The organism is Kitasatospora sp. NPDC059646 (assembly GCF_042734615.1).
GTDB lineage: Bacteria > Actinomycetota > Actinomycetes > Streptomycetales > Streptomycetaceae > Kitasatospora.
This window is the reverse complement of record NZ_JBHWDS010000070.1, coordinates 1-21,816: the sequence shown is the minus strand read 5'-3', so window position 1 is coordinate 21,816 and position 21,816 is coordinate 1. Positions and strand designations below refer to the sequence as shown.

Genomic DNA, 21,816 nt, shown 5'->3' with positions numbered 1-21,816 from the left:
CCGGCCCCTGACGATCCCGCGAGGATGCGACCGAGTTGCTGCAGGACATCGAGCCCTACCTGGTCTGCCCGCACTGCGCCCGCCCACTGACGCTGGACGGGCGCACGCTGCGCTGTCCGCAGGGCCACAGCTTCGACCAGGCCCGGCAGGGCTACGTCAGCCTGCTGGCCGGCGACGCGAAGGCGGGCACCGCGGACACCGCGGAGATGGTCGCCGCCCGCAGCGAGTTCCTGGCGGCGGGCCACTACCGCCCGCTGGAGCGGGCGCTCGCCGGGGCCGCGGCCGGGGTCGCCGAGGACACCGGCCTGGTGGCCGACCTGGGCGCGGGCACCGGCCACTACCTGGCGCGGGTGCTGGAGGCGCGGCCGGGCGCGGCGGGCGCCGCCCTGGACCTGTCGAAGTACGCGCTGCGGCGCGCCGCGAAGGCGCACCCGAGGATCGGCGCGGTGGTGTGCGACGCCTGGCGCCCGCTCCCGCTCCGGGACGCCGCGGCGGACGTGCTGCTGAACGTGTTCGCGCCGCGCAACGGCCCGGAGATGCGCCGGGTGCTGCGCCCCGGCGGCCGGCTCCTGGTGGCCGCCCCGACCTCCCGCCACCTGCGCGAACTGGTCGGCGCCCTGGGCCTGCTGTCGGTGGACGAGGACAAGGACCGGCGGATCGAGGAGAAGCTCGGCCCGTGGTTCGCGCCGGTGGGGCGCACGGACGTGGAGTTCGCGCTGCGGCTGTCCCGGGCGGACGCCGCCGCGGTGGTCGGGATGGGCCCGAGCGCCTGGCACACCGACCCGGCCGCGCTGGCCGCCGCACTGGACGCGCTGCCCGAACCGGTCGAGGTCACCGGCTCGGTACGGATCACCGCGTACGAGTGACGCGCCGCCGGAGCGACCCCGACGGTTGGGACTCGAAGGGGTGAAAGGGCGTCAGGAGAGACGTTTCTCCAGCTCAGTGCGGGCCTAGAGTGCACCGGGTGACCAGCGAAGCCCCCTTGGCCCCGCCCCCGGTCGGGCCGTCCGACCGCTCCTCCGCCCTCCCGGGCCGGCGCCCGCCCGCGGAGCCCGCCACCCAGGTGAAGCGCCCGACCGTCGAGGAACTGCGGCTGACGTCCTTCAAGTCCTACCGCCGCGCCACCCTGCCGCTGTCGCCGCTGACCGTGATCCACGGACCGTCAGGAGCCGGCAAGTCCAACGCGCTGGACGCCCTCGGCGTGCTCTCCCGGCTCGCCCTCGGTGAGGAGATCAGGCCCTCGCTGGACGGCACCGGCAGCGCCGGCGGCCCGCTCGCCGTCCCCGTGCGCGGCGGACTCGCCGGCTGCGTGCCGCACGGGCGCAACGCGATCATCCTGGGCTGCACCGTCCGCTCCGCCGTCGGATCGATCCGGCTCGAAGTGGTGGTGCGCACCGACGAACGGGTCCGGATCGCCCGCGAATGGCTCACCCTGGACGGCCGGACCCTGATGGAGACCGGCGAACAGGACCTCGCCCGCGGCCGCGTCAACGTCACCTGGCACAACGACTCCCGGCAGGGCGACATCCGCGCACCCCTGTCCAGCGGCACCCTGATCACCGCTCAACTTCCCCTCCGCGTCGCGGGCTCCTCCAACGGCGAACGCAAGGTGCTGGCCGCCTCCGAACAACTGCTCACCTCGCTGCGCGAAGTGTTCGCCCTGCACCCGGTGCCCGCCGCGATGCGCGGCTGGGCGCGGCCCGAACCGCACGCCCGGCTGCTCGGCACCGCCGCCAACATCTCCGCCGTCCTCGGCCGCCTCAAGCAGGAGTGCCAGCGCCGCTGGGCCCGACTGCTGCGCACCGTCCAGGCCGCCGCCCCGCACCCGCTGCTCGGCCTGGACGTCGCCCGCCGCGGCGAGGGTGCGCAGCAGCGGCTGATCGCCGTCTTCGACGAGGGCGTGCTCGGCCGCACCGGTGCCGACCAGGCCTCCGACGGCATGCTGCGACTGCTCGCCTTCGCCGCCGTCCTGCTCACCGGCGCCGACGTCATCGACGTCGACCCGGCCGCCGAAGTGCCCGACGCGCACCGCCAGTTGGTGCTGCTCGCCGAAGACCTCGGAGCCGGCCTGGCGGCCGACCAGATCGCCGCGCTGCTGCGACTGGCCCGCGAAGTCACCGGCAAGGGTGACATCCGGCTGCTCGCCACCCTCCAGGACCCCGGCCCGGCGCTCGGCCAGGACGGCGTCGACCTGGTCGAGTGCCGCCGCGATCCGGCCACCGGCCACAGCCTGCTGCGCCGCACCGAACCCGCCGCCCGGGTGCCCGTCCAGGGCACCGCACGGGGCGAGGCCCCGATGGTAGACCTGGGGGAATGAGCGACGATCTGACGGTGCCCGAACTCCAGCGGAGACTGGCCGAGTTCGCGGCCGCCCGGAACTGGCAGCCGTTCCACACCCCGAAGAACCTGGCCTCGGCACTGACCGTCGAGGCCGGCGAGCTGCTGGAGATCTTCCAGTGGCTGACGCCCGAACAGGCCGGCGCGGTGATGGCCGACCCCAACACGGCGCACCGCGTCCGCGACGAGGTCGCCGACGTGCTGGCCTACCTGCTGCAGCTGTGCACCGTGCTGGAGGTGGACCCGCTGCGGGCGCTGGCGGAGAAGATCGACCGCAACGAGAGCCGGTTCCCGGCGCCCTGAGGCCGCCCGCGGCGCGGCCGGCCGTGTTCCCGGCGCCGTGTTCCCGGCGGGCGGAGAAATCATCCGGTTTTCCCTCCTGCGGGCGACCCGGGTTTTCCACAGGGCGGGGTTGTCCACAGGCGCGGCGAATCCGTTGGGAACGCCCGGCCGACGGCGGCACGCTGAGCCCCTGACCGACCGCCGACGGACGGCGGCGGGGAACGAGGGGAGCGCACCGTGGAGGCACTGCGACTGATCAGGACCGTCCGGCAGGCCCTGGCCGAGGCCGGGGCCACCCCGGACATCCTGCACGGGGCCTGGCAGTCCGGACTGCTCACGGAGGCCGTCGGGGCCCGGATCGCCGACCACGAGGGCGAGGAGTTCGCCACGCTCGGGCAGTTGCTGTCCGAGGCCGGCGCGCACACCGCGAGCTGCCTGCGGCAACCGGGCAGGGCCGCCCCCGACGCCCCGGACCGGCCCGGCGACCCGGACAGTACGGGCGGTACGGACGGCACGGGCGGTCCGGACGGCACGGGCGGCGGTACGGGGTGCCCGCCGGGCGTCCGGTCCGGCCCCGCACTGGTCGAGCGGCTCACCGAACTCGGCGAGCTGGAGCCGGTGCTGGTGGAGCTCGCCGGGCTGCTGGCGGAGGCCGGCGAGAACCTGGTGGTGCTGGCCTGCGGCGCCGACACCGAGAGCCTGTACTGGAGCTGCATCGACGGGCTCGACGCGAACTCCGAATGCCGCGACCTGGTGGCCGAGTTGCTGCGCGAGCAGCGGCGGGCGACGGCCGACGGAGCATCACCGGACGGCACCGGGGCCCCGGTTGCGGAGCAGCGCGGGCCGGTGCCGAAGGGGGGAGTCGTGCCGGAGGGCGGGCCCGTGTCGGAGGGCGGAGCGCCACCGGGCGGGGCCCGGCGGGACGAACCGAGGCTCGTGGTCCCGCTGGGCCCGCCGATTCCGGCGTCCTGCGCTCAGCCGAGGGCGGAGCCGTCCGGCTCACTGCGCGGCCCGGACTCCCGCAGGTCGGAGTCGAGTCCGGCCAGGTCGGTGTTGATCGAGGCGAGCAGTTCCTGCATCTGCTCCAGCAGCGACTTGGTGGTGACGGGCGCGCCGCCCGTGGGCGTGCCCGGAGTGGGCGGCTCGGTCCAGGGCTCGGACATGAGGGGGCCCCTTCAGCTCGGTGGTGCGGTGTGAAGCGCCGGGTGTCGACGCCGCCCGTCCAACGAGTCCCCGCCGCGCACGGTCACCCCGGACCACCCGTAGCGGGCCAACCCCCGCGCGCGGTAAGCCCCAGGGGTGAGCCGAGTTTGCGAGCCCGGCCCCCGCTCGGCTACGGCGCCGAACGGGGGATGGCGCACACGGACCACCGCGGCGGCCGCAGCGCGGCCGCCGAGCGCACCGGATCTGACAGGAGGTCAGTTGTGCGCGTGCAGGTCCGCATTCAGACCGCCCCACGAGCCGGACCGGGCGATCACCTCGACCGCGCCGGACTGCGAGTTGCGGCGGAACAGCAGGTTGTCCTGACCGGACAGCTCCACCGCCTTCGCCACGGTGCCGTCCGGGGCGGTCACGCGGGTGCCGGCGGTGACGTACAGGCCCGCCTCCACCACGCAGTCGTTGCCCAGCGAGATGCCGATGCCCGCGTTGGCGCCCAGCAGGCAGCGCTCGCCCACCGAGACGACCTGCTTGCCGCCGCCGGAGAGGGTGCCCATGATCGAGGCGCCGCCACCGATGTCGCTGTGGTCGCCGACCACGACACCCGCGCTGATCCGGCCCTCGACCATCGAGGTGCCCAGGGTGCCGGCGTTGAAGTTGACGAAGCCCTCGTGCATCACGGTGGTGCCCTCGGCCAGGTGCGCGCCCAGGCGGACCCGGTCGGCGTGCGCGATGCGCACCCCGCCCGGCGTCACGTAGTCGGTCATCCGCGGGAACTTGTCGATCCCGTACACGGCGAGCTGCCCGCCCTGCGCGCGCACCGCCAGCCGCGCCTGCTCCACGTTCGCCACCGGCACCGGGCCGATCGACGTCCAGGCGACGTTCGCCAGCAGGCCGAAGATGCCGTCCAGGTTCTGGCCGTGCGGCTTCACCAGACGGGAGGAGAGCAGGTGCAGCCGCAGGTAGACGTCGTGCGCGTCCAGCGGCTTCTCGTCCAGCGAGGAGATCACGGTGCGCACCGCCACCACCTCGACGCCGCGCCGCGCGTCGGTGCGCAGCGCCTCGGCGGCGCCGGGGCCGAGCGCCCGCTCGGCCTCCTCGGCGCTCAGCCGGACAGTGCCGGACGGGCCGGGGGCGGCGGCCAGTTCGGGAGCAGGGAACCAGGTGTCGAGGACGGTGCCGTCGGCGGCGACGGTCGCCAGGCCGGCGGCCACCGCACCGCTTGCGGAAGTGGAGGTCTCAGCAGTCACATCCCGCACGTTAACCAATCGGGGCAAGGGCTGACCAACACGCTCACCGGACGGACAAAACCTGATGCCCCCGGACAACCCCTCCGGCCATACTCGACCGGGTGTTCGTATCGATCTCCACCACCGGCACAGCCGAGCATCCTGCCTCCGACCTGGGCTTCCTGCTGCACAAGCACCCCGACAAGGTGCAGCGGTTCGCGACCGCGCACGGCACCGCGCACGTCTTCTACCCCGAGTCCGGGGAGCGGACGTGCACCGCCGCGCTGCTGCTGGAGGTCGACCCCGCCGCGCTGCTGCGACACGGCCGCGGCAAGGGCCGCTCCGGTTCGCCCGACCTGGCGCTCGCCGAGTACGTGAACGACCGGCCCTACGCCGCGTCCTCGCTGCTCGCGGTGGCGCTGCGCACGGTGTTCCGGTCCGCGATGAAGGGCGAGTGCACCCACCGCCCCGAACTGCCCGGCCGCGCCCTGCCGTTGCGGATCGACCTGCCCGCCGTCCCGGTGGCCGGCGACGGGCCGGCCCTGGTGGAGCGGCTGTTCGCCCCGCTGGGCTGGCAGGTCGAGGCCGAGCCCGTCCCGCTGGACGAGTCCTTCCCCGAGTGGGGCGACTCCCGGTACGTGCGGCTCCGCCTCACCGGCGCGCTGCGCCTCGCCGACGCCCTGCAGCACCTGTACGTGCTACTGCCGGTGCTGGACGGCGCCAAGCACTACTGGGTCGCGCCCGACGAGGTCGACAAGCTGCTGGCGGCCGGTCAGGGCTGGCTCGCCGACCACCCCGAACGGGCCCTGATCGCCCGCCGATACCTGTCCCGCCGCTGGTCGCTGACCAGGCTCGCCATGGAACGCCTCGCGATGGCGCGCCTGGCCGAGGCCGACGACCGCGAGGCCGAGGAACTCGACAACGCCGTCCCCGCCGACGCTCCGGAGGAGGTGAACACCGCCGCCGGCCCGACGGACGCTGCCTCCGCTGACGCCGGGTCGACTCCGGCGCAGACGGACCCGACCGCCGAACCGGTACCGGGAGACGCTGTCGACCCCGCCGACCCCGCCGACCCCGGCGCTGCCGGGCCGGCCGACGGGGAGCCCGGGCGCGGCGAGTCGCTGGCCTCCCAGCGGCGCACGGCGATCCTGGCCGCGCTGGCCCGCACCGGCGCCGCCCGCGTGCTCGACCTGGGCTGCGGGCAGGGCGAGTTGATCGGTGCGCTGCTCAAGGAGCCCCGGGTGTCCGAGGTGCTCGGCGTCGACGTGTCCTCCCGGGCACTGGCGATCGCCGCGCGCCGACTGCACCTGGACCGGATGTCGGAGCGTCAGGCGGGCCGGGTGCGGCTGGTCCAGGGTGCGCTGACGTACACCGACGCCCGGCTGAAGGGCTACGACGCGGCGGTGCTGTGCGAGGTGATCGAACACCTGGACCTGCCCCGGCTGCCCGCGCTGGAGTACGCCGTGTTCGGCTCGGCCCGCCCCGCCGCCGTCGTGGTCACCACGCCGAACGCCGAGTACAACGTGCGCTGGGAGAGCCTGCCCGCCGGGCACCTGCGGCACGGCGACCACCGCTTCGAGTGGAACCGCGCCGAGTTCACCGCCTGGGCCGAGCAGGTGGCCGACAGCTACGGGTACACGGTCGGGTTCGAGCCGGTCGGCCCGGTCGATCCCGAGGTCGGCGCGCCCACCCAGCTCGCCCACTTCCGCCTCGCCGAACCCGCCACCACGGCCGGGGCCACCGCCACCGCATCCATCAGCGCCGCCGCATCCACCACCACTGCAGTAGCCGAGACCGCCGCAGCAGCCGAGACCGCTACTGCGACCACCACCGCCACTGCGACCATCACCGCCCCCGGCAGCACGACCGCCGACCGAACCGACAGCCCGTCCAACGATCCCGCCCTGGAAGGGAGCGCGAACCGATGACCACGGAAACCCCGGAAATCGGGACTCCGGAGCCCGGCACCCCGGCCGGCCGGCGCCTCCCCGTCACCGACGTCTCGCTGGTGGTGCTGATCGGCAGCACCGGCTCCGGCAAGTCGACCTTCGCCCGGAAGCACTTCCTGCCCACCCAGGTGATCTCCTCCGACTACTGCCGCGGGCTGGTCTCCGACGACGAGAACGACCAGTCCGCCTCCGCCGACGCGTTCGACGTGCTGCACTACATCGTCGGCAAGCGGCTCGCGGCCGGCCGGCTCACCGTGGTCGACGCCACCAACGTCCAGCACGACGCCCGTCGGGCACTGGTCGCGCTGGCCCGCGAGCACCACGTGCTGCCGATCGCCATCGTGCTCGACGTCCCCGGCGAGGTGTGCGCCGAACGCAACCGGGCCAGGCCGGACCGGCAGCTGCCGCCGCACGTGATACCCCGTCACCAGCGCGACCTGCGGCGCTCGTTGCGCGGCCTGGAGCGCGAGGGCTTCCGCAAGGTCCACGTGCTGCGCGGGGTCGAGGAGATCGAGCGCGCCGAGATCGTCCCGGAGAAGCGGTACAACGACCTGCGGCACCTGACCGGCCCGTTCGACATCGTCGGCGACATCCACGGCTGCCGCTCCGAGCTGGAGACCCTGCTCGGCCGCCTCGGCTACCGGATCGCCCGCGACGAGCAGGGCCGCGCGGTGGACGCCGCGCACCCCGAGGGCCGCACCGCGGTCTTCGTCGGCGACCTGGTCGACCGCGGCCCGGACACCCCGGGCGTGCTGCGCCTGGTGATGGGCATGGTCGAGGCCGGCCACGCCCTCTGCGTCCCCGGCAACCACGAGAACAAGCTCGGCCGCTGGATGGGCGGCCGCAAGGTCACCGTCTCGCACGGCCTGCAGGAGTCGATCGACCAGCTGTCCGCCGAGAGCGACGAGTTCCGGGCCAGGGTCCGGGAGTTCATGCGCGGCCTGGTCAGCCACTACCTGCTGGACGGCGGTGCGCTGGTGGTCTGCCACGCCGGCCTGCCGGAGAAGTTCCACGGCCGGGCCTCCGGCCGGGTCCGCTCGCACGCGCTGTACGGCGACACCACCGGGGAGACCGACGAGTACGGCCTGCCGGTGCGCTACCCGTGGGCGGAGGAGTACCGCGGCCGCGCCCTGGTGGTCTACGGCCACACCCCGGTGCCGGTGGCGAGCTTCCTCAACAACACCATCTGCCTGGACACCGGCTGCGTCTTCGGCGGCAGCCTCACCGCGCTGCGCTACCCGGAGCGGGAGATCGTCGCCGTCCCGGCCGAGCAGGAGTGGTACGAGCCGGTCCGCCCGCTGCGCGCGGACGCGCCCGGCGGCCGGGAGGGCCGCCCGCTGGACCTCGCCGATGTGGCCGGCCGCCGCGTGGTGGAGACCGCCCGGCTCGGCAACGTCGCCGTCCGGGAGGAGAACGCCGCCGCCGCGCTGGAGGTGATGAGCCGCTTCGCGCTGGACCCGCGGCTGCTCGCCTACCTGCCGCCGACCATGGCGCCCTCGCCGACCTCCCGCCGCGAAGGCTTCCTGGAGCACCCGGAGGAGGCGTTCCTCGCCTACCGGCACGACGGGGTGCGGCAGGTGATCTGCGAGGAGAAGCACATGGGCTCGCGCGCCGTCGTCCTGGTCGCCCGGGACGGCGCCGCCCTGGACAAGCGTTTCGGCCTGCCCGGCCCCGGCGCGATCTGGACCAGGACCGGCCGCGCCTTCCTCTCCGACGAGCGGCTCACCGGCGCGATCCTCGACCGACTGCGCTCCGCCGCCGAGCGGGCCGGCCTGTTCGACGAACTCGACACCGGCTGGCTGCTGCTGGACGCCGAGCTGATGCCGTGGTCGCTGAAGGCCGTCGAGCTGCTGCGCCGCCAGTACGCCGCGGTCGGCGCGGCCGCCGGCGCCGCCCTGCCCGCGGCGCTCGACGCCCTCGCCGCGGCCGCCGCCCGCGGCCTGGACGTGGCGGAGCTGACGGACCGCCAGCAGGAGCGCGCCGTCGACGCGCTGGCCTTCACCGAGGCGTACCGCCGCTACTGCTGGCCGACCGAAGGGCTCGACGGCATCCGGCTGGCCCCGTTCCAGCTGCTCGCCGCCGAGGGCGCCAACCTGGCGCTGCGCCCGCACACCGAGCACCTCGCCCTGATCGACCGCCTGGTGGAGGCCGACCGGCAGTACGCCGAGGGGGCGGACGGCACCCCCCAGGTGCTGCACCGCACCGGGCGGATGCTGGTCGACACCGAGGACGAGTCCTCGGTCGCCGCCGCCGTCGCCTGGTGGGAGGAGCTGACCGGTGCGGGCGGCGAGGGCGTCGTCGTCAAGCCGGTCGAGCCCCTGCACACGGACGCCACCGGGCGGCTGGGCCAGCCCGGCCTGAAGGTCCGCGGCCGCGAGTACCTGCGGATCATCTACGGCCCGGACTACACCCGGCAGTTGGAGCGGCTGAAGCAGCGCTCGCTCGGTCACAAGCGCTCCCTCGCCCTCCGCGAGTACGCGCTCGGCCTGGAGGCGCTGGACCGGCTGGCGGCCGGCGAGCCGCTCTGGCGGGTGCACGAGGCGGTGTTCGCCGTGCTGGCCCTGGAGTCCGAGCCGGTCGACCCCCGGCTGTGACCCACCGGGCGGCGCACCCGGCGGTTCCGCCGCGGGACGGCGGGGCCGGCGGGGGGCGTGCGCCCGGCGGGGCCGTCGTGGGGCGTGCGCCCGGCCGGGCCGCCGCCGGTACTGCGCCCGGTCGGGGCCGCGCTGCATGGCGGCGCCCGACCGGGCGTTTGCATGACTATTCCACCACTCGTATACACTTCCCGTCTCAGTCCGTTGACCGACCCAGGAGACCGGTATGGCGTTCAACCTCCGGAACAGGCACTTCCTCAAGGAGCTCGACTTCACTCCCCAGGAGTTCCGCCACCTGGTCGACCTCGCCGCGCAGCTGAAGGCCGCCAAGTACGCCGGCACCGAGCAGCCGCGGCTGCGGGGCAAGAACATCGCCCTGATCTTCGCCAAGACCTCGACCCGCACCCGGTGCGCGTTCGAGGTGGCGGCCCACGACCAGGGCGCGTCCACCACCTACCTGGACCCGGCCGGCTCGCAGATGGGCCACAAGGAGTCGATCAAGGACACCGCCCGGGTGCTGGGCCGGATGTTCGACGGCATCGAGTACCGGGGCGACGGCCAGGAGATCGTCGAGGAGCTGGCCGCGCACGCGGGCGTGCCGGTCTGGAACGGCCTGACCGACGAGTGGCACCCGACCCAGATGCTGGCCGACGTGCTCACCGTCCAGGAGCACTCCGCCAAGCCGCTCGCCGAGACCACCCTGGCCTACCTCGGCGACGCCCGCTCCAACATGGGCAACTCGCTGCTGGTCACCGGCGCGCTGCTGGGCATGGACATCCGGATCGTCGCCCCGGCGCAGCTGTGGCCCGCCGACGACGTGCAGAAGGCCGCCCACGCGCTGGCCGAGGCCAGTGGCGCCCGGATCACCCTGACCGAGGACGTCGCGGCGGGCGTGGCCGGCGCGGACTTCCTGTACACCGACGTGTGGGTGTCGATGGGCGAGCCCAAGGAGGTCTGGGCGGAGCGGATCGCCCTGCTGAAGCCCTACCAGGTCTCGATGGACACGGTGCGCGCCACCGGCAACCCGGCGGTCAAGTTCCTGCACTGCCTGCCCGCGTACCACGACCTCGGCACCGAGGTCGGCCGGCAGATGTTCGAGCTCACCGGCATGTCCGAGCTGGAGTGCACCGACGAGCTCTTCGAGTCGGCGCACTCCGTGGTCTTCGACCAGGCCGAGAACCGCCTGCACACCATCAAGGCCGTGATGGTGGCCACCCTCGGCTCCTGACCCCGGTCAGGGCCGGGGCGCGACTCAGAAGTCGACGTCCACGCAGGCCACCCGGTCGGCGGCGGCGTGCGCCCCGGCGCCGGGGCCGGCGTGCAGCACCAGCGAGTGCGCCTCGCCGGAGCGGAACTCCCACGGGACGGTCGCCGAGGCGCGCCCGGCCCCGCCGGCGTCGGTGCGCAGCGTCATCCGCACCTCGTTGTCCGCGGCGTCCGAGCCCGCCACCTGCTGGTAGTGCGGCCCGGACGCCGCCGGGTCGGTGCCGCAGTAGCCCGTGTGCACGTGCGCCGGGAACTCGTGCGACCCGGCCGCCCCGGTGAGTTCCACCGTGACGGTGGTCCGGCCGCCGGCCCGGTGGACGGTGACCCGGGCCTGCGAGCCGTACGGCACCAGGTCGGGGGCGTGGGTGACCGCCCGGGCCGGGACGATGCCGTCCCCCCGGTCGAAGGGGGCGTCGACCACCTGGTCGGGAGCCGCCCCGGCCGGCGCCCCGCCCGGCCCCGGTGCGTCGGGCGGGCTGATCGGCAGCAGGGCGAGCGGCACCAGCAGCGCACCGGTGGCGGAGGACAGGGGCATCGCGGACCTTCCGACGGGTCGTCAGGGGACAAGCCCACCGTGGCCGCCCCGGGCCCCGCCGCGCACGCCGCCGTGCCGCAGCCGCACCCGCAGTCACCCGTACGAGGACTCCGGATCGGGCACAGGTCCGGATCGGGCAGAGCTTCGGGTCGGGCAGAGCTTCGGTCGGGCACTGGTCCCGGTCGGGGCCGGGCACGGGGAGTCGACGGGGCGTCAGCCGGCGGCGGTGATGCCGCGGATCTCGCAGCGCGGTCCGCTGGCGCGCATCAGCCGCAGGTCGGCGGTGATCAGCGGGGCGCCGCAGTGCTCGGCGACCGCGACGTACGCGGCGTCGTCGGGCGTGAGGTTGTCCTTGAGCTCCCAGACCCGGCCCAGCAGCGGGGCGACCTCCACCTTGCGGATCGCCAGGTCCGGCAGCCGCCGGGCGACTTCGGCCGCCTGCTCGGCGGTCACCTCCTTGGCGAGGTAGAGGCCGCGAAGCGACTGCATCACCTCGATCAGCACGTGTTCGGGCGCGACCCAGTCCGGGTCGGCGGCCAGCGCGGCCCGGGCCGCGGCCCCCCGCGGTCCCTGGTCGGCGAGCGAGAGCACCACCGCAGAAGCGTCCACCACGATCACCCGCCCACGGTAGCCCGCCGGTCCGGAGCCCCGGTACGCGGGTCGCCGACCGCCGCCGCCGGCCGTCCGGCCACGCCCCCTGCCGCCGACAGTCCGGTCACGCCGACAGTCCGGTGACGCCGGCCGTATCCGGTCACGACCGCCGCCCGGCCGTCCCCGCTAGGGCGAACTCGGAGTCGCACTCGGAGTCGTGCTCGGCAGCGAACTCGGCAGCGAACTCGGCCGGACGTCCGAGCGGGGCAGCGGGTTGAGGGCGGGGTCGCTCTGCATCCGCAGGGCGGCGTCCTCCGCGGTCCGCCGGTCGATGACGGGCTGCCAGTCCGGGTCGAACACCCACTTCGACAGCTGGCTCCGGGTCACCACGGGTTCCTTCCCTTCCACGCCGGTGGCCCGCATGACGATCTGGACGCCGTCGGCCCGCAGCAGCTCCGACAGGTGGCTGATCTGCGCCTCCCCGTCGCGCCTGGTGGAGACGGTGCCGTGCGCGCCGCCGGTGCTGCCGATCGGCTCGCACTTCTCGGCGACGGGGCGCCGGTCGCACGCGAACCCGCCCGACGGCTGCTGCTGCGGGCCGGGCGACACCACCTGGACTTCGAGGGTGCCGGTCTCCCCGGTGTCGCGGTCGTGCAGGCGGACCGTGACGGTGGTGCGCACCGTCGTGTTCGAGGGGGAGCCGTCTCCGTCCCAGCCGTCGACGACGAGTCGGGGGCCGAGCAGCTCGTGGAGCGTGATCATGGCGGCGGAGCCGGTCAGCGGCACCCGGTCCGGCGGCAGGGTGGTCTGCGCGGTGGGGGCGGGCGCCTGCGGGGTGCCACGGTCGCCGGTGGCGGGCGGGACGGCGGTGGCGGGTGTGCCGGGGCGCAGCAGCAGCCCGCCGGCGACGGCCAGCCCGGCGACGGCGGCGACCGCGCCGGTGAGCGCGGCCCGCCGCCGCAGCCGGAGGGCGCCGCCCCGGGCGGTGGCACCGGCGACGAGCAGGCCGAGGTCGGGCGCGGCGTCGCCGACCGCCCGCTCGAACACGTCGCTCAGCTCCTGCTCGGGCATCGGGGGTGTCTCGCTTTCTGACGGCCCGTCGGTCGGGGTGCGGTGGGGGAGGGGCCCGGGGCCGGTCACGGGACCAGGGTGTCCAGGTGCGGGGCGAGCTGGCGGCGGAGCCGGGTGAGGGCGCGCAGCGCGCGGACCCGGACGGTGCCGGGGGCGAGCTGGAGTTCGGCGGCGGTCTCCTCGACGCTGCGGTCCTCCCAGTAGCGCAGCACCAGGACGGCGCGGTCCTTGGGGGGCAGTTCGGCGAGTGCGGCGAGCAGGGCGACGCGCAGGGCCGGGTCCTGGTCGGGGGCGGCCTGTTCGGGGAGGAGGTCGAGGCCGGGCAGTTCGCTGCTGCGGCGCAGCCGGCGGTGGGAGAGGTAGCAGCGGAGCAGGACGGTGCGGGCGTAGGCGACCGGGTTGTCGGCCTGCCGGACGCGTCCCCAGGAGGCGTAGATGCGGGCCAGTGCGGTCTGGGTGAGGTCCTCGGCGAGGTGCCAGTCGCCGCACAGCAGCAGGGCGGTGCGGAACAGCGCGGTGCCGCGGGCGTGCGCGAACTCCTCGAACTCGCGCCGCTCCTCGGCCCGTCGTCGTCCCACCGCCATCCGCACCCCTCGTCACGTGCCGCGTCCGTCGGCCGGCGGCGGCGCCGCCCGGTACTGAAGACAGACGTGTCGGGGCTGCGGTTGCGTTACAGGATGTGCCGGTGAAGTTTGGACGGAGCCATGCACTATGGTTTATCTCGACATCGAGATACATTCCGCGTTAGACTTTATCTTGACGTCAAGATACTTGCCGAGAGGCGCAGGTCCCGCATTCGGCGGGCCTTCCATCATCGGCTCGGTAAGCGGCGGCAGTCAGGTTAGCTGAGGCTTACCTTATCACCGGGTGGACCAAGAAGGAGTCAGTCGTGTCCGCGAACAGCTTCGACGCCCGCAGCTCGCTGCAGGTGGGCGACGAGTCGTACGAGATCTTCAAGCTCTCCGCCGTCGAGGGTTCCGAGCGGCTGCCGTACAGCCTCAAGGTCCTGCTGGAGAACCTGCTCCGCACCGAGGACGGCGCGAACATCACCGCCGACCACATCCGCGCCCTGGGCGGCTGGGACCCGACGGCCGAGCCGTCCGAGGAGATCCAGTTCACCCCGGCCCGCGTGATCATGCAGGACTTCACCGGCGTGCCCTGCGTGGTCGACCTGGCCACCATGCGCGAGGCCGTGAAGGAACTGGGCGGCGACCCGTCCAAGATCAACCCGCTGGCGCCGGCCGAGCTGGTCATCGACCACTCCGTCATCGCCGACAAGTTCGGCACCCCGGACGCCTTCGTCCAGAACGTCGAGATCGAGTACGGCCGCAACAAGGAGCGCTACCAGTTCCTGCGCTGGGGCCAGACCGCGTTCGACGAGTTCAAGGTCGTCCCGCCCGGCACCGGCATCGTCCACCAGGTGAACATCGAGCACCTGGCCCGCACCGTCATGGTCCGCAACGGCCAGGCGTACCCCGACACCTGCGTCGGCACCGACTCGCACACCACCATGGTCAACGGCCTGGGCGTGCTGGGCTGGGGCGTCGGCGGCATCGAGGCCGAGGCCGCGATGCTCGGCCAGCCGGTCTCGATGCTGATCCCGCGCGTGGTCGGCTTCAAGCTGAACGGCCAGCTGCCGGCCGGCACCACCGCCACCGACCTGGTGCTCACCATCACCGAGATGCTGCGCAAGCACGGTGTGGTCGGCAAGTTCGTCGAGTTCTACGGCGAGGGCGTCACCTCGATCCCGCTGGCGAACCGCGCCACCATCGGCAACATGTCGCCGGAGTTCGGCTCGACCTGCGCGATCTTCCCGATCGACGCCGAGACCATCAACTACCTGAAGCTCACCGGCCGCGACGAGCAGCAGCTCGCCCTGGTCGAGGCGTACGCCAAGGAGCAGGGCCTCTGGCACGACCCGTCGGTCGAGCCGGTCTACTCCGAGTACCTGGAGCTGGACGTCTCCACCGTCGTCCCGTCGATCTCCGGCCCGAAGCGCCCGCAGGACCGCGTGGTCCTGGCCGAGGCCGCCGAGAAGTTCGCCGAGGCGCTGCCGACCTACTCCGCCGAGGCCTCGAAGCCGACCACCGTCACCGCCCCCGACGGCTCGTCCTACGAGATCGACAACGGCGCGGTCGTGATCGCCTCGATCACCTCCTGCACCAACACCTCCAACCCCTCCGTCATGCTGGGCGCCGCCCTGCTGGCGAAGAAGGCCGTGGAGAAGGGCCTGCACGTCAAGCCCTGGGTCAAGACCACCCTGGCGCCCGGCTCCAAGGTCGTCATGGACTACTACGAGAAGGCCGGCCTGCTCCCGTACATGGAGAAGCTGGGCTTCAACCTGGTCGGCTACGGCTGCGTCACCTGCATCGGCAACTCGGGCCCGCTGCCCGAGGAGGTCTCCGCCGCGGTGAACGAGTCCGACCTCGCGGTCGTCTCGGTGCTCTCCGGCAACCGCAACTTCGAGGGCCGGATCAACCCGGACGTCAAGATGAACTACCTGGCCTCCCCGCCGCTGGTGGTCGCCTACGCCCTCGCCGGCAACATGAACATCGACCTCACCAAGGACGCGCTGGGCCAGGACGCGGACGGCAACGACGTGTTCCTCGCCGACATCTGGCCGTCCGAGCAGGAGGTCGCCAACGCGGTCGCCGGCTCCATCGACGAGGCCATGTTCGACAAGGGCTACCAGGACGTCTTCGCGGGCGACCACCGCTGGCAGTCGCTCCCGGTCCCCACCGGCAACACCTTCGAGTGGGACGCCGAGTCCACCTACGTCCGCAAGCCCCCGTACTTCGAGGGCATGGCCAAGACCCCGAGCCCGGTGACCGACATCGCCGGCGCCCGCGTGCTGGCCAAGCTGGGCGACTCGGTCACCACCGACCACATCTCCCCGGCCGGCAACATCAAGCCGGGCACCCCGGCGGCGCAGTACCTCACCGAGCACGGTGTGGAGAAGCGTGACTTCAACTCCTACGGCTCGCGCCGTGGCAACCACGAGGTCATGATCCGCGGCACCTTCGCCAACATCCGCCTGCGCAACCAGATCGCGCCGGGCACCGAGGGCGGCTACACCCGCGACTTCACCCAGGCCGACGCGCCGGTGTCGTTCATCTACGACGCCTCGCAGAACTACCAGGCCGCGGGCATCCCGCTGGTGGTCCTGGCCGGCAAGGAGTACGGCTCCGGCTCGTCCCGCGACTGGGCGGCCAAGGGCACCGCGCTGCTCGGCGTCAAGGCCGTCATCGCCGAGTCCTACGAGCGCATCCACCGCTCCAACCTGATCGGCATGGGCGTCCTGCCGCTGCAGTTCCCGGCCGGCCAGAACGCCGACTCGCTGGGCCTGACCGGCGAGGAGACCTTCGAGATCACCGGTGTCACCGAGCTGAACGAGGGCCGCACCCCGAAGACCGTCAAGGTCAAGGCGGGTGACGTCGAGTTCGACGCGGTCGTGCGCATCGACACCCCCGGCGAGGCGGACTACTACCGCAACGGCGGCATCCTGCAGTACGTGCTGCGTAGCCTGATCGGCTGACCCGGCGCCAAGAGGCCGCACCGTCCCCGCGAGGGGCGGTGCGGCCTCTGCCGTTTCCCGGCGCGGATCCGGCCGCCCCCTTGTGCGGGCCCCGCCAGTGGACTACACCTCTCCATCAGCACATGGTCCATACCAATTGACGCTGAATCGGAGAGATTCACGGAATGACCAGACGCACCTCGGCACTCCTCGCCGCCGCCACCGTCGGCGCGCTGCTCCTCTCCCCGGCCACCGCGCAGGCCCGGGGGAACGGCCCGCACCTGAACGGGCAGCGGGTCGGCTACTTCACCCAGTGGGGCATCTACGGCGGGTTCTCCGCCAGGAAGGTCCAGGACAGCGGCCAGGCCGGCCGACTGACCGTGCTCAACTACGCGTTCGGCAACGTCTCCGCCGACGGCACCTGCTTCGAGGCGAACGCGGCCGGCGAGGGCGACGCCTGGGCCGACTACCAGCGGCCGGTGGGCGCCGAGGAGTCGGTGGACGGCGTCGCCGACGCCCCGGGCCAGGCGCTCAAGGGCAACTTCAACCAGCTGCGCAAGCTGAAGGCGAAGAACCCGCAGCTGCGCGCGGTGATCTCGCTGGGCGGCTGGAGCTGGTCCAAGCACTTCTCGGACGCGGCGCTCACCGACGCCTCCCGGAAGAAGTTCGTCTCCTCCTGCATCGACCTGTACCTCAAGGGCGACCTGCCGCAGCTGGGCTCCGCCGAGGGCGGCGCGGGCGCGGGCGCCGGGGTGTTCGACGGCATCGACATCGACTGGGAGTACCCGGGCAGCCCGGGCGCCGAGGGCAACGTGGTGCGCCCCGAGGACGGGCGGAACTTCACGCTGCTGATGCAGGAGTTCCGCACCCAGCTGGACGCGCTGTCCGGCCGGAAGGGCCCGCACTACCTGCTGACCGCGGCGGTGCCGGCCGGTGAGTCGGCGATCGACAAGTTCGAGATCGGCAGGGTCGCCAGGTCGGTGGACTGGCTGAACCTGATGGCCTACGAGCTGCACGGCCCGTGGGAGACCGGGGGCCCGACCAACCACGAGTCCAACCTGTACTCCGACCCGAACGACCCCACCGGGCTGCGACTGAGCGTGGACCGGCTGGTCGGCGTCTACACGGACCGCGGCCTGCCGTCGAAGAAGGCCGTGGTGGGCGTCCCGCTGTACGGCTTCGGCTGGACCGGCGTACCGGCCGGGCCGGGCGGCAACGGCCTGTACCAGCCGGCCACCGGCCTGGCCCGCGGCGGCACGCTGTCCTACCGGCAGATCGAGGCCCTGCCCGGCAGGGTCCACACCGACCGGGCGCACGGGGCGACCTGGAAGTACGACGGCACCGACTTCTGGACGTACGACACCCCGGAGGCGGCGACCGCCAAGGCCCGGTACGTGCGGGAGAACGACCTGGGCGGCGTGATGGTCTGGTCGCTGGACGGCGACGACGACCGGGGCAGCATGATTTCCGCTCTGGACAAGGGACTTCGGGACGACTGAGGTACCGTCGGACCGTCGTCCACGCGCAGTTTCCGCACCACGGTTTTCGAACCGTGATGCGCGAAGCTGCGCGTTTCTATGTTCAAACGAACATGAGCGCGCTAGATTCGCGCTCATGGCTGGCGCGGACACGTAATACGTAGGGTTCCTGCACATTGCACATGCTGCACCGCCGACAACGCTTTGACTGTCAGGTTTGTTATCGGACCGGCGGACTATTGCTGATCAGATGAGCAGTGGACTATACCTTTGCGCATCAAGAACACCGCCTCTGACCGGCACCTTCGCCGCTGGGCACCTTTCGGGCCAGGAAAGTTGACGACACGTCAGCTCCGGCTCACATCTTCTGGAACTGAGGGGTTAGGGCACGCATGGGCTCTGCAACTGAGTACAACCGCCGCGACCTGTTCAAGCGCGCGGCCGCGATCACCGTCCTGGCGGCCGGCAGCAGCTCGCTGCTCGCGGCCTGCGCGGGCGGTACCGGGAGCTCCGACAAGGGCACCAAGGCGGCCGGCGGCTACAACCTGAGCGACGCCAAGAACCCGTTCGGCGTCAAGGACTCCGACGGCCTCGAGGTCTTCATCTTCGACGGCGGCTACGGCAACGAGTACGCCAAGGCGTTCGAGGCGATCTACTCGAAGCAGTTCCCCGGCGCGAAGATCAACCACCAGGCCGACAAGGACGTCACCGGCAAGCTCCAGCCGCGCTTCAACGCCGGCTCCCCGCCGGACGTCATCGACGACTCGGGCGCCAAGCAGATGAAGCTGGACGTCCTGGCGGACTCCAACCAGCTGACCGACCTGGCCCCGCTGCTGGACGCGCCGTACATCGACGACCCGTCGAAGAAGATCCGCGACGTGCTGCTGCCCGGCACCCTCGAATCCGGCACGGTCAAGGGCAAGGTCTACAACCTGTCCTACGTGTACACCGTCTTCGGCTGGTGGTACTCCGGCAAGCTGTTCAAGGACAACGGCTGGACCCCGCCCAAGACCTGGGCCGAGTTCATCACCCTGTGCGAGCAGATCAAGGCCAAGGGCATCGCCCCGGTCGCGCACCAGGGCAAGTACCCGTACTACATCAACGTCGTCATGATGGACATGATCGCCAAGCAGGGCGGTCTGGACCTCATGAAGCGGATCGACTCGCTCGACGCCGCCGCGTGGGACGACCCGGCCGTGAAGACCGCCGTCGAGGCGTTCTTCCAGATCGTGGACAAGGACTTCCTGCTCACCGGCACCAACGGCATGACCCACATCGAGTCGCAGACCGCGTGGAACCAGTACAAGGCCGCGTTCATCCCGTCCGGCTCCTGGCTGGAGAACGAGCAGCTGCCCACCACCCCGGCCGACTTCGACATGAAGTTCCTGCCGATGCCGTCGCTGCCCGGCGACAAGCTGCCGTTCGAGGCGATCCGGGCCGGCGCGGGCGAGCCGTTCATCGTGCCGTCGAAGGCCAAGAACGTGGCCGGCGGCCTGGAGTTCCTGCGGATGATGCTGACCAAGGAGGCCTCGGGCAAGTTCGCCCAGACCGCCAACAGCCTCACCTGCCTCAAGGACGGTGTCGGCCCCGAGGTCCAGCTGAAGCCGGGCACCGCCTCCACCGTGGTGGCGCTGAAGGCCGCGGGCGACCACACCTTCAACTTCCAGTACCCGAACACCGCTTCGAAGTTCGACGAGGACCTGCAGAACGCCTCGGGCGAGCTGATGGCCAAGCGCATCACTCCGGCCGAGTGGATCAAGCGGGCCAAGGAGTCGGCCACCAAGAACAAGACCGCCTGATCGGTCACTCGATCACCGCACCGGGGGCGCCGAGCCGCCCCCGGTGCGCCTTTCCTGACGGACAGGAGAAGTGACCATGCGTCACGGCAAGTACCCCTTCATCGTGGGGTTCCTCTTCCTTCCGATCGTGCTGTACGTCGGCCTGGTGCTCTGGCCGTACGCGCAGACCTTCGGATACTCCCTGACCAACTGGTCCGGGGCGAGCCAGGAGATGGATTTCGTCGGCCTGGACAACTACACGAGACTCCTCGATGACGAGGTCTTCGCCGGAGCCCTCTGGCACAACCTGCTGCTGCTGATCCTGCTCCCGATCGTCACCATCCTGATCGCGCTGTTCTTCGCCTTCATGCTGAACGTCGGCGGCCGCGGCGGGACCGGCGGCGTGCAGGGCGTGAAGGGCGCGGGCTTCTACAAGGTCGTGTTCTTCTTCCCGCAGGTGCTGTCGATCGCGATCCTCGCGGTGCTGTGGGGCGCGGTGTACCGCACCGACGGCTCCGGCCTGGCCAACGGCGTCCTGATCAAGCTGGGCCTGGTCTCCGCGAACGACCCGGTGCAGTGGCTGTCCGACCCGGACCTGGTGCTCTGGTGCGTCCTCGCGGTGCTGGTCTGGTCCGGCGTCGGCTTCTACCTGGTGCTGTTCTCGGCCGCCATGCAGGGCATCCCCAAGGACATCTACGAGGCGGCGCTGCTGGACGGCGCCAAGCGCGGCCAGACCTTCTTCAAGATCACGCTGCCGCTGCTCTGGGAGACCGTCCAGACCGCCTGGGTGTACCTCGCCATCGTCGCCATGGACGCCTTCGCGCTGGTCGCCTCGATCACGCCGGGCGCCTACTTCGGCGGCGGCCCCGACCACCACAGCGAGCTCATCTCCACCTACCTGATGCGCAGCTTCCTGCGCAACGGCGAGGCGGGCTACGCCTGTGCGATGGGTGTGGTGATCTTCTTCTTCACCCTCATCCTGACCGTCGTCTCGCTGTGGGCCACCAAGCGCGACAAGATCGAGTACTGAGCGGGGACCGGACATGACCACTCTCGACAAGACCGCGAGCGTCCCCGGTCAGCGCGGTGCCAAGCCCCAGCCGGGCAAGGACCAGCGCTTCGCCGACGGCGGCGGCGTACTGAACGTCTTCTCGCACGGCTTCCTGGCCCTCTGGGCCGTCCTGATCGTCCTGCCGCTGGCCTGGGTGGTGCTCGGCTCGTTCAAGACCGACGCGCAGATCAACGGCTCGGCGTGGAGCTGGCCGGCCGGCTTCCACTTCGACGCGTTCTCCCGCGCCTGGTCCAAGGGCATCGGCGGCTTCTTCCTCAACACGGTCATCGTGCTGCTGGGCTCCGTCACCCTGACCATGCTGCTCGGGTCGATGGCCGCCTACGTGCTGGCCCGGTACGAGTTCAAGGGCAACCGGTTCATCTACTACCTGTTCGTCGCGGGCGCGATGTTCCCGGTGTACCTGGCCCTGGTGCCGCTGTTCTTCATGGTCCGCAACCTCGGTGAGATCTCCCCGTACCTGGGCCTGAACAGCTACGCCGGCCTGATCCTGGTGTACGTCGCCTACTCGCTGCCGTTCACCGTCTTCTTCATGTACTCGTTCTTCCGCACCCTGCCCAGCGCGGTGCACGAGGCGGCGATGCTGGACGGCTGCTCGCACACCCGGACGTTCTTCCAGATCATGATCCCGATGGCCAAGCCCGGTCTGATCAGCGTCGGCATCTTCAACGTGCTCGGCCAGTGGAACCAGTACATCCTGCCGGTCACCCTGATGCAGCCCACCACGGCCGGCGAGGCCGACCACTCGATGCTCGCCCAGGGCCTGGTCAACCTGGCCCTGCAGTCCGGCTACAAGAGCGACGCCCCGGCGCTGTTCGCCGGCATGACGATCGCCATGCTGCCGGTGCTGGTGGTGTACCTGTCCTTCCAGCGGCAGGTCCAGGCGGGTCTGACCTCCGCCACCCTCAAGTAGCGGCCGCCGCACGGCGGAACGGCCCGGCCCCCGCTCCGATCGGAGCGGGGGC

17 protein-coding genes are annotated in these 21,816 nt (G+C 72.1%); 12 read left to right on the top strand and 5 right to left on the bottom strand.

Features of this window, described 5'->3' with window-relative positions:
* Positions 1-35 precede the first annotated feature (35 nt).
* The 4 genes from ACFV1L_RS33035 (at position 36) to ACFV1L_RS33020 (ending at position 3,816) form a co-directional block, all read left to right on the top strand.
* The gene (locus ACFV1L_RS33035) at positions 36-866 is read left to right on the top strand and encodes a putative RNA methyltransferase (protein ID WP_380373131.1); all 831 of its coding nucleotides are present in this window, start codon (positions 36-38) and stop codon (positions 864-866) included.
* 98 nt (positions 867-964) lie between these two features.
* Positions 965-2,317, top strand: a complete 1,353-nt coding sequence (locus ACFV1L_RS33030) for an AAA family ATPase (protein ID WP_380373129.1) — start codon at positions 965-967, stop codon at positions 2,315-2,317.
* Complete coding sequence (locus ACFV1L_RS33025) at positions 2,314-2,640, top strand: nucleotide pyrophosphohydrolase (protein ID WP_380373127.1); 327 nt, start codon at positions 2,314-2,316, stop codon at positions 2,638-2,640. Before ACFV1L_RS33030 ends, ACFV1L_RS33025 begins: the two co-directional genes overlap by 4 nt.
* A gap of 216 nt (positions 2,641-2,856) precedes the next feature.
* Positions 2,857-3,816, top strand: coding sequence for a DUF6099 family protein (locus ACFV1L_RS33020; RefSeq protein WP_380373125.1), 960 nt, complete (start codon positions 2,857-2,859; stop codon positions 3,814-3,816).
* Positions 3,817-4,037: 221 nt separating this feature from the next.
* On the opposite strand, the gene dapD is transcribed toward ACFV1L_RS33020, so the two are convergent.
* Complete coding sequence (gene dapD / locus ACFV1L_RS33015; RefSeq protein ID WP_380373122.1) at positions 4,038-5,027, bottom strand: 2,3,4,5-tetrahydropyridine-2,6-dicarboxylate N-succinyltransferase; 990 nt, start codon at positions 5,025-5,027, stop codon at positions 4,038-4,040.
* A gap of 101 nt (positions 5,028-5,128) precedes the next feature.
* On the opposite strand from dapD, the gene ACFV1L_RS33010 reads away from it, so the two are divergent.
* From ACFV1L_RS33010 to argF, 3 genes are all read left to right on the top strand, one after another.
* Positions 5,129-6,934, top strand: a complete 1,806-nt coding sequence (locus ACFV1L_RS33010) for a 3' terminal RNA ribose 2'-O-methyltransferase Hen1 (RefSeq protein ID WP_380373119.1) — start codon at positions 5,129-5,131, stop codon at positions 6,932-6,934.
* Positions 6,931-9,549, top strand: coding sequence for a polynucleotide kinase-phosphatase (locus tag ACFV1L_RS33005; protein ID WP_380373116.1), 2,619 nt, complete (start codon positions 6,931-6,933; stop codon positions 9,547-9,549). Before ACFV1L_RS33010 ends, ACFV1L_RS33005 begins: the two co-directional genes overlap by 4 nt.
* 226 nt (positions 9,550-9,775) lie before the next feature.
* Entirely contained in the window at positions 9,776-10,777 is a 1,002-nt protein-coding gene (gene argF / locus ACFV1L_RS33000) for an ornithine carbamoyltransferase (protein ID WP_380373114.1), read from the top strand.
* A gap of 24 nt (positions 10,778-10,801) precedes the next feature.
* On the opposite strand, the gene ACFV1L_RS32995 is transcribed toward argF, so the two are convergent.
* The 4 genes from ACFV1L_RS32995 to ACFV1L_RS32980 all read right to left on the bottom strand — a co-directional run bounded on the left by ACFV1L_RS32995 (position 10,802) and on the right by ACFV1L_RS32980 (position 13,596).
* Complete coding sequence (locus tag ACFV1L_RS32995; RefSeq protein WP_380373112.1) at positions 10,802-11,350, bottom strand: superoxide dismutase family protein; 549 nt, start codon at positions 11,348-11,350, stop codon at positions 10,802-10,804.
* Positions 11,351-11,563: 213 nt separating this feature from the next.
* A complete protein-coding gene (locus ACFV1L_RS32990; protein ID WP_380373109.1) occupies positions 11,564-11,968 on the bottom strand; it encodes a type II toxin-antitoxin system VapC family toxin in 405 nt (134 codons plus the stop codon).
* Between the two features lie 159 nt (positions 11,969-12,127).
* Complete coding sequence (locus tag ACFV1L_RS32985) at positions 12,128-13,012, bottom strand: hypothetical protein (RefSeq protein WP_380373107.1); 885 nt, start codon at positions 13,010-13,012, stop codon at positions 12,128-12,130.
* 65 nt (positions 13,013-13,077) lie between these two features.
* Positions 13,078-13,596: a SigE family RNA polymerase sigma factor gene (locus tag ACFV1L_RS32980; protein ID WP_380373104.1), complete on the bottom strand. Its 519-nt coding sequence runs from the start codon at positions 13,594-13,596 to the stop codon at positions 13,078-13,080.
* Between the two features lie 305 nt (positions 13,597-13,901).
* Between ACFV1L_RS32980 and acnA the strand changes: the two genes are divergently transcribed.
* The 5 genes from acnA to ACFV1L_RS32955 all read left to right on the top strand — a co-directional run bounded on the left by acnA (position 13,902) and on the right by ACFV1L_RS32955 (position 21,764).
* Positions 13,902-16,547, top strand: coding sequence for an aconitate hydratase AcnA (gene acnA, locus ACFV1L_RS32975; protein ID WP_380373102.1), 2,646 nt, complete (start codon positions 13,902-13,904; stop codon positions 16,545-16,547).
* Positions 16,548-16,711: 164 nt separating this feature from the next.
* Positions 16,712-18,025, top strand: a complete 1,314-nt coding sequence (locus ACFV1L_RS32970; RefSeq protein ID WP_380373100.1) for a glycoside hydrolase family 18 protein — start codon at positions 16,712-16,714, stop codon at positions 18,023-18,025.
* Between the two features lie 371 nt (positions 18,026-18,396).
* Positions 18,397-19,803, top strand: a complete 1,407-nt coding sequence (gene ngcE, locus ACFV1L_RS32965; RefSeq protein ID WP_380373097.1) for an N-acetylglucosamine/diacetylchitobiose ABC transporter substrate-binding protein — start codon at positions 18,397-18,399, stop codon at positions 19,801-19,803.
* A gap of 76 nt (positions 19,804-19,879) precedes the next feature.
* Positions 19,880-20,812 carry a carbohydrate ABC transporter permease gene (locus ACFV1L_RS32960; RefSeq protein ID WP_380373162.1) on the top strand — a complete coding sequence of 311 codons (933 nt, stop codon included), beginning with the start codon at positions 19,880-19,882 and terminating at the stop codon, positions 20,810-20,812.
* A 13-nt stretch (positions 20,813-20,825) separates the two neighbouring features.
* Complete coding sequence (locus ACFV1L_RS32955; protein WP_380373095.1) at positions 20,826-21,764, top strand: carbohydrate ABC transporter permease; 939 nt, start codon at positions 20,826-20,828, stop codon at positions 21,762-21,764.
* Positions 21,765-21,816 lie beyond the last annotated feature (52 nt).

What these genes read in the sequence shown, in the direction of transcription:
- ACFV1L_RS33025 (WP_380373127.1), top strand. Translation starts at nt 2,314, where the DNA reads ATGAGCGACGATCTGACGGTGCCCGAACTCCAGCGGAGACTGGCCGAG.
- ACFV1L_RS33005 (WP_380373116.1), top strand. Translation starts at nt 6,931, where the DNA reads ATGACCACGGAAACCCCGGAAATCGGGACTCCGGAGCCCGGCACCCCG.
- argF (WP_380373114.1), top strand. Translation starts at nt 9,776, where the DNA reads ATGGCGTTCAACCTCCGGAACAGGCACTTCCTCAAGGAGCTCGACTTC.
- ACFV1L_RS32995 (WP_380373112.1), bottom strand. Translation starts at nt 11,350, where the DNA reads ATGCCCCTGTCCTCCGCCACCGGTGCGCTGCTGGTGCCGCTCGCCCTG.
- ACFV1L_RS32985 (WP_380373107.1), bottom strand. Translation starts at nt 13,012, where the DNA reads ATGCCCGAGCAGGAGCTGAGCGACGTGTTCGAGCGGGCGGTCGGCGAC.
- ACFV1L_RS32980 (WP_380373104.1), bottom strand. Translation starts at nt 13,596, where the DNA reads ATGGCGGTGGGACGACGACGGGCCGAGGAGCGGCGCGAGTTCGAGGAG.
- ACFV1L_RS32970 (WP_380373100.1), top strand. Translation starts at nt 16,712, where the DNA reads ATGACCAGACGCACCTCGGCACTCCTCGCCGCCGCCACCGTCGGCGCG.
- ngcE (WP_380373097.1), top strand. Translation starts at nt 18,397, where the DNA reads ATGGGCTCTGCAACTGAGTACAACCGCCGCGACCTGTTCAAGCGCGCG.
- ACFV1L_RS32960 (WP_380373162.1), top strand. Translation starts at nt 19,880, where the DNA reads ATGCGTCACGGCAAGTACCCCTTCATCGTGGGGTTCCTCTTCCTTCCG.
- ACFV1L_RS32955 (WP_380373095.1), top strand. Translation starts at nt 20,826, where the DNA reads ATGACCACTCTCGACAAGACCGCGAGCGTCCCCGGTCAGCGCGGTGCC.